Consider the following 7,561-nt stretch of genomic DNA (forward strand, 5'->3'; position numbering starts at 1 on the left):
GGCCGCCAAGGCCGCTCCGGCCCCGGTCGCCGCTGCCGCTCCGGCCGCCGCGCCGAAGGCCGCCGCCGCTCCGTCCGCCCTGCGCGGCCAGACGGTCAAGATGACCCGCATGCGCAAGGTCATCGGCGACAACATGCTGAAGGCGCTGCACGAGCAGGCCCAGCTGACCAGCGTGGTCGAGGTGGACGTCACCAAGATCATGTCGCTGCGCGGCAAGGCCAAGGAGGGCTTCCAGGCCCGCGAGGGCGTCAAGCTCTCCCCGATGCCGTTCTTCGTGAAGGCCGCCGCCCAGGCGCTCAAGGTCCACGCGGTCGTCAACGCGCGGATCAACGACGCCGAGGGCACCGTCACCTACTTCGACACCGAGAACATCGGTATCGCGGTGGACTCGGAGAAGGGTCTGATGACCCCGGTCATCAAGGGTGCGGGCGACCTCAACATCGCCGGCATCTCGAAGAAGACCGCCGAGCTGGCCACCAAGGTCCGCGACAGCAAGATCACCCCGGACGAGCTGTCCGGTGCCACCTTCACGATCAGCAACACCGGCTCGCGCGGTGCGCTCTTCGACACCGTGATCGTGCCGCCGAACCAGGTCGCCATCCTGGGCATCGGCGCCACCGTCAAGCGCCCGGTGGTCATCGAGGCCGACGGCGGCACCGCCATCGGCATCCGCGACATGGTCTACCTGTCGCTCTCCTACGACCACCGCCTGGTGGACGGCGCCGACGCCGCCCGCTACCTGGTCTCGGTCAAGGAGATCCTGGAGGCCGGCGAGTTCGAGGTCGAGCTCGGCCTCTGACCCCACCAGGTCCCCGCGGAACCCCGCGTCGTCCCCGGACGGCGCGGGGTTCCGCCGTTCCCGGCCCCCGGTCGTACCGAGTCGTGGGCATGAACCGAGTCGTGGCATGCGCGGACGCGGCCGAACGGGGATGCTGGAGCGGTGATGGACGAGACCGACTTCTGGCAGATCATCGACGAGACCCGGGAGGCCGCCGACGGCGACCCCGACGAGCAGGCCGACCTCCTGGTGGAACGGCTCCTCCAGCTGACCCCGGACGACGTGATCGACTTCGCCCGGCTGTTCCAGGCGCGCTTCGGGCGCGCCCACCGCTACGACCTCTGGGGCGCGGCCTACCTGCTGCTCGACGGCGCCTCCGACGACACCTTCGACTACTTCAGGTCCTGGCTGATCGGCCAGGGCCGGGAGGTCTTCGAGGGCGGGCTGACCGAGCCTGACGACCTGGCGGACCTGCTGCCCGAGTTCGACGAGGAGGAGGACGGCGAGGCCGAGGACCTCGGCTACGCGGCCGACGAGGCGTACGAGCGGCTGACCGGGCTGCCGCTGCCCGAGGTGGGCGGGCGGCAGGCCGACCGGCCGGCCGGGCCGGTGCTGGACTTCGACGACCCGGACGTCATGGCGAAGCGCTTCCCCAAGCTCTGGGAGCGGTACGGGGACTAGCCACGCCCTGGGGACGCGTCAGGTGCTGCTGCCCGACGAGCTGTCCTGCTTGATGCCCTTGAGGATCTGGTCCAGCACCGAGACGTCCGGCGCGGCCGGGTTGTCGTCCACGCCGCCCTCCATGACCACGTAGCCGCCGCCCTTGGCCGGGAGGGCGACCAGCAGCACGTGGCCCTGGGTGCCGTCCGTGGTGCGGACGTGCCAGCGGGTGGCGTAGCCGAGCACGCCGGCCACGCTGACGTAGCCCGAGCCGGAGTCGGTGTGGGAGCTGATCCCGGAGAAGATCTGCCCGGCGTAGACGGGCATCTGGGCATCCGCGGCACCCTTGGGCGTGGAGCCCTCGATGGTGTCCTTCTCGACCGAGAACTGGCCGCGGATGCACTGGCTGCCGTCCGGGCAGGTGTAGCGGCCGGTGCCGAGGTAGACCGACGAGTGCGGCGGGGTGCTCGTCACCTCCCAGCCCTCGAAGACCGGCACCGTGATCGAGTGCTGCGCGTCGGGGACGGTGCTCTTGACCACCGGCAGGGGCTTGGGCGTGGGAGGGGGCACGATCGGGCTGGGGCTCGACGACGGACTGGGGCTCGACGAGGGGCTGCTGCTCTGGGTCACGGTGACCGTGGGGTTCGGGGTCGGGTCCGCCGTCGGGTCGCCCCCGCCGCCGCTGAACACGATCCCGGCGGCGATCCCGCCCACGGCCAGCACGCCGACCGCGATGCCGACGATCAGGCCGGTCTTCGGCTTGGGTGGGGGCGGCGGGTAGCCGGGGCCCGGGTAGCCGTAGCCCGCGCCCTGGGCGGGGTAGCCGCCCTGCGCCTGGGCGGGGTAGCCGCCCTGGGCCTGGGGTTGGGCCTGGTAGGCGTCCTGTCCCGGGTAGCCGTAGGCCGGGGCCGCCGGTCCGCCCGGGTAGCCGTAGTCGGGCCGCTGGTCGGACGGCGCCCAGGGCTGGGTGGGGGCTTCGGCGAACCCGCCCGCGACGCCGCCCTGAAGCGGTCGTACCTCACTGGTCCAGGCGTTGCCGTCCCACCAGCGCTCGTGACCGGGGGTGCCGTCCGCACCCGGGACCGGGTACCACCCGGGAGGCGTCGAGTTGCTCACGGGCGAAACGGTACCCGGCGCGGCGGCGGGCCGGACAGCGCGGGACCGTCACGACTCTGCACCGCCGGGGAGACGGTGGACGGCCGCGTCCGCCGAGCCGGTCCCGGTGGCCCGGCGAGCGGGCCCCGGCAGGCTCAGCCGGCCAGTCGGCGGGCCATCCAGATGTCGTCCACGTACTGCCCGTCGATCAGGAACTCCTCGGCCAGCGAGCCCTCGACGACGAAGCCGCAGCCCTCGTAGAGGCGGCGGGCCGGGGCGTTCCAGCCGAGCACCCGCAGGGTCATCCGGCGGGCGCCCTCGGCCCTGGCCGCCTCGCAGGCCGCCTCGACCAGGCGGCGGCCGATGCCCCGGCCGCGGACGGTGCCGTCGACGGCCAGGCCCTGGATCTGCCGCACGTGACGGTTGCTCGCCAGTGGGGTGGGCGGGACCTGGCGGACGTAGCCGACGATCCGGCCGTCCAGCACGGCCAGCAGGAACTGCCCTGGGGTGCGCCGCTCGTCGAAGAGCGGGTCCTCGACGGGCGGTCGCGGGGAGACGTCGGACCGGACGGACCAGGCCGCGTGGTTGAGGACGGCCAGCTCGCGCTCGTCCTCGCTGCGCGCCGTACGGATGATCAGATCGTCGTCAGACATGCGCGCCATGCTAGTGAGACGCGTCCGAACGTGACAGGCGGCCGGAAACGCGCGGGAGCTGCGAGGATGGGCGCATGCGCATCGCTGTCACGGGTTCCACGGGTCTGATCGGTTCGGCGCTCGTCCGCTCCCTGCTGGCGGACGGCCATGAGGTGGTCCGGCTGGTCCGGCACCGGTCGAAGACGGGCCCACGGCCGGACGGCAGCACCGCGATCGGCTGGAACCCGCTGCTCGGCGAGGTCGAGCGGGACGGGCTGACCGGCGTCCAGGCCGTGGTGCACCTGGCCGGCGCCGGGGTCGGCGACCGCCGCTGGACGGACTCCTACAAGCGGGAGATCCGGGAGAGCCGGGTGTACGGCACCGAGACGCTGGCGGTCGCGCTGGCCGGGCTCAAGGAGCCGCCGCAGGTGCTCGTGAGCGCCTCCGCGGTCGGCTGGTACGGGCAGACCGGCGACCGGGTGATCGACGAGGACTCGCCCGCCGGTGACGACTTCCTGGCCGAGGTCTGCCGGGAGTGGGAGGACGCCGCCCGGCCGGCCGAGCGGGCCGGGATCCGGGTCGTCCACCCGCGCACCGGGATGGTGCTCTCCACCAGCGGCGGGGCGGGCGGGCGGCTGTTCCCGCTGTTCAAGCTCGGCCTCGGCGGGCGGCTCGGCGACGGACGGCAGTACTGGAGCTTCATCTCGCTGCACGACGAGGTGGCCGCGCTGCGGTTCCTGATCGACCACGACGACCTCTCCGGCGCCTTCAACCTCACCGCGCCGAACCCCGCGACCAACGCCGAGCTGACCACCGCGCTCGGCCGGGCGCTGCGGCGGCCGACGCCGTTCCCGGTGCCGGAGGCGGTGCTCAGGGCGGTGCTGGGCGAGCTGGCGGTCGAGGTGGTCGGCAGCCACCGGGTGGTGCCGCGGCGGCTGCTGGACGCGGGCTTCCGCTTCACCCACCCGGACGTGTACTCGGCGGTGCTCGCGGCGATGTGACGGGGCACCCGGGGCGGGTGGGGCCGGGCGCCGGGGCGGGTGGGCAAGCTGTCCGGCCATGAGTGCCGACCGTGGGTGTCGACCGGGCGGGCGCGCGAGGTGGCTGCGCGCGCGGGGCGGGTTGGCGCGCGTGCGGGTGGTGCGCGGCCGTGCGTACTCCGACTACGGCATTCGCCCTGGCCAGGGGCATATGCCGAACGTGGCTGAAGGGGGCCCGGGAAGGGGGCGCACGGGAGCACGCGGCGGGCGCGTCGCACGCCCCCGGTGACCGTACGCGCCCGCCGACCCCCGAACCCGGCCGCCACGGCGCACTGTCCGTGACCGGCGTCCTGCCCGGTGCCGCACAACCCGCCCTTCCCCTCGGATCCGGTCCGACGCGCTTGTCTGATGCTCACACTGACTGGGCATCACCCTCCACGGACCGTGTCCCGGCACCCCGCTGCCTGCGTCGGCCGGAGCCCCGGGACCAGGGAGGGAGCACGCCAGTGCCCACGTACGACTTCACCCGCCGTGCCCGTCGGACGTCCGACCCGGACGTCGTCGTGGTCGGTGCCGGACTCGCGGGCCTGGCCGCCGCCCGCGCGCTCACCGGCCACGGCCTCGCCGTTCAGGTCCTGGAGAGCACCGACCGGATCGGCGGCCGGATGGCCACCCGCGAGCAGGACGGATTCCGGCTCGACGACGGCAGCCACCTGCTGAACACCGCCTTCCCCGAGCTGCGCCGCACGCTCGACCTCGACCGCCTCGACCTGCGCCCGCTCGCGCCCGGCGTACTGGTGCACAGCGCCGGCCGCCGGTACCGCGCCGGGGACCCCCAGCTCACCGTCGCCCGGCAGGCCACCACCCGGGCCCCGCTCGGCAGTCCGCTGGACAAGGCCCGGCTGGCCGGCTGGCTCGGCCGGCTCGCCACCACCCCGGTCGGCCGGCTCCAGGCCAGGCCGGAGACCACCGCCGCCCGCGCGCTGGCCGGCCACGGCCTCGCCCCGCGCACCGTGGACGGCTTCCTGCGCCCGCTGCTCAGCGCGCTGCTCTCCGATCCGGCGCTCGGCACCAGCAGCCGGATCGCCGACCTGGTGCTGCGCTCGTACGCGCGCGGCCGGCTCTGTCTGCCCGCCGGCGGCATCGCGGCGGTACCGGCCCAGCTGGCCGCCGCCCTGCCCGCCGGCACCGTCCGCACCCGGATCCAGGTCGGCTCGATCGCCGCGGACGGCGTGGAGACCCTCGCGCACGGGCGGATCGGCGCCCAGGCCGTGATCGTCGCCACCGACGCCCGCTCCGCCGCCGAACTGCTGCCCGGGCTACGGCTGCCGGACTTCCACTCCGTCACGACCTTCTACCACGCGGCCGACCGCGCCCCGCTGGGCGAGGCCGTCCTGCTGCTCGACGGCGACCGGCCGAACGGGCACCCGCCACTGGTCTCGCACTCGCTGGTGCTCAGCGAGCTGCACCCGTCCTACGCCCCGGCCGGCCAGGCGCTGATCGCCACCACCGTGCTCGGGCGGCGCACCTTCGACGCGAGCGGCCCGGCCGGGCTGGAACCGGCCGTCCGGACCCGGCTGGCCGCGCTGTACGGCACCTCGACGACGGGGTGGCAGTTCCTCGGCGTACGGCACGTCCCGGACGCGCTGCCCGCCATGCCGCCGCCGCACAACCCCCGGCGTCCGGTACGGCTGCTGGCCGGGCTGTACGTCGCCGGGGACCACCGGGACACCAGCACCGTGCAGGGCGCGCTGGTCTCCGGGCGGCGGGCGGCAGAGGCGGTGCTGCGCGACCTCGGCGTCCCGGCCGACGCCAGGGAGGCCGAGGCGGCGGCCTGACGGCCCCGGCCAGCGGCCGGCAGGCCCGCTGCCGGCACGTCGAGGCTTCCCCCACACCAGCGGTCTGCCGGGGTGACAGACCGACGGCGTGCCGGGACGCCGACGCGCCCGTTCCGCCTGTTCCGATCGGTCCGTCTGTTCCGACCGTTCCGCCTGTTCCGATCGGTCTGACCGTTCATCGGATGATTCCGACCACTCGGCCGGTCGCGCGGTGAGCGCCACCGCCCAGCGACCGGCCCTGATCCCGATCCCCGCCGCAGCCGTGGCCGCCCCGCTGCTCGCCGACCGGCTGCCGCGGTGGGTCGTCGTACCCGGCCGCCGTCCCGACCGCCCTCCCGACCGCCGTGTCCGGGATCGCGCTCGGCTCCTGACCGGCCGGGACGTACCGGGCCGGGGCACGTCGACGACCCGGCCGGCTCCGGCTCCGGGACCGGCTCCGGCCCGCCGGAACCGGGCGGGCACCGCGTGGCCGGTCCCGGTGGCAGTGGTGCTCGACGCCGAGCGGCCGAGGGCCGGGCCCCCGCGTACCCGGCCGCTCAGATCACCCCCGCCTGCCTGGCCGTCTCCTCGAAGGCGCGGGCCACCGGGCTGCCGCGGTACGGGGTGAGGCGGCGGTGGAAGTCCCGGACGTACTCCAGCGAGCGGGCCGAGCGCATCTCCCCCGCCGCCCGCAGCGCGTCGGTGGCCATGGTGCAGGCCTCGTCGAGGTCCCCCATGCCGAGCCTGGCGGTGGCGAGCACCAGGCGGCAGAAGATCCGGCTGCGGGCGTAGGCGGGCGAGCGCAGCCGCAGCGACTTCTCGGCGTGCTGCGCGGCCGTCCGCCACTGCTGGAGGTCGCGGTAGCAGTGGGCGAACTCGTCGGAGAGCTGGGCCTCGTCGAAGTAGCGCGCCCAGGAGGGCAGTTCGTCGCCGGACCGGGCCGCGGCCAGGGAGCGTTCGGCCCGCACCAGGGCGGTGGTGCAGGACCGCACGTCGCCCAGCAGGCCGTGGCCGCGGGCCTCGGCGGCGTGCATCAGCGACTGGACCACCGGCGGCACGGCGGTGCCCACGCCCTGCTGGGCGACCCGGGCGAGCTGGACCGCCTCCCGGCCGTGGCCGAGGTGGACGGCCTGCTGGCTCATCGTCACCAGCACGTAGCCGCCGAGCGCGCGGTCCCCGGCGGCCTGGGAGAGACGCAGCGCCTGGACGAAGTAGCGCTGGGCGAGGCCGTGCGCGGCGATGTCGAAGGACGTCCAGCCGGCCAGTCTGGTGAGGTCGGCGACCGCCCCGAACAGGGCCCGGCCGATCTGCTCGCCGTAGCGGCCGCGCAGCATCGGCTCGGCCTCGCTCTCCAGGTAGCGGACCAGCGCCTGGCGGGCGTGGCCGCCGCCGTAGGCGTGGTCGAGCGCCCGGAAGAGGTCGCCGACGGCGCGGATGGCGGCGATGTCGCCGCGGCCGACCCGCAGGGTGGGCCGGGACTCGCGGGCCTGGTCGGTGTAGGCCGGCTCGACCGCGACCGGCGGGCGGCGGCTCTGGATCGGCACCCGGCCGATGGTGGGGGCGGTGCCGGTGGTCCCCGCCGTGCTGCGGGCGGTGGGG

6 protein-coding genes and 1 pseudogene are annotated in these 7,561 nt (G+C 75.1%); 4 read left to right on the forward strand and 3 right to left on the reverse strand.

Annotated elements, in window-relative coordinates; genetic code table 11:
• Together BU198_RS08230 and BU198_RS08235 are read left to right on the forward strand one after the other, a co-directional pair.
• Positions 1-799 (forward strand): 2-oxo acid dehydrogenase subunit E2 (locus BU198_RS08230; RefSeq protein WP_188296187.1); only part of this gene is annotated, 799 nt, incomplete at its 5' end.
• Between the two features lie 144 nt (positions 800-943).
• Complete coding sequence (locus BU198_RS08235; protein ID WP_188296188.1) at positions 944-1,459, forward strand: DUF4240 domain-containing protein; 516 nt, start codon at positions 944-946, stop codon at positions 1,457-1,459.
• An 18-nt stretch (positions 1,460-1,477) separates the two neighbouring features.
• Here BU198_RS08235 and BU198_RS08240 read toward each other — a convergent pair whose 3' ends face one another.
• On the reverse strand, positions 1,478-2,554 hold the full coding sequence (locus tag BU198_RS08240; RefSeq protein WP_188296189.1) for a DUF2510 domain-containing protein: 1,077 nt from the start codon (positions 2,552-2,554) through the stop codon (positions 1,478-1,480).
• A gap of 134 nt (positions 2,555-2,688) precedes the next feature.
• Positions 2,689-3,186, reverse strand: coding sequence for a GNAT family N-acetyltransferase (locus tag BU198_RS08245; protein ID WP_188296190.1), 498 nt, complete (start codon positions 3,184-3,186; stop codon positions 2,689-2,691).
• Between the two features lie 74 nt (positions 3,187-3,260).
• On the opposite strand from BU198_RS08245, the gene BU198_RS08250 reads away from it, so the two are divergent.
• Positions 3,261-4,166, forward strand: a complete 906-nt coding sequence (locus BU198_RS08250) for a TIGR01777 family oxidoreductase (RefSeq protein WP_188296191.1) — start codon at positions 3,261-3,263, stop codon at positions 4,164-4,166.
• A gap of 485 nt (positions 4,167-4,651) precedes the next feature.
• A complete protein-coding gene (locus tag BU198_RS08255) occupies positions 4,652-5,983 on the forward strand; it encodes an FAD-dependent oxidoreductase (protein ID WP_188296192.1) in 1,332 nt (443 codons plus the stop codon).
• A gap of 536 nt (positions 5,984-6,519) precedes the next feature.
• Here the strand turns inward: BU198_RS08255 and BU198_RS08260 are convergent.
• Positions 6,520-7,561: pseudogene (locus BU198_RS08260) on the reverse strand (regulator); the annotation flags it as partial.

The sequence above is a fragment of the Streptomyces sp. CBMA156 genome (genome assembly GCF_014596515.1).
Taxonomy (GTDB): Bacteria; Actinomycetota; Actinomycetes; order Streptomycetales; family Streptomycetaceae; genus Kitasatospora.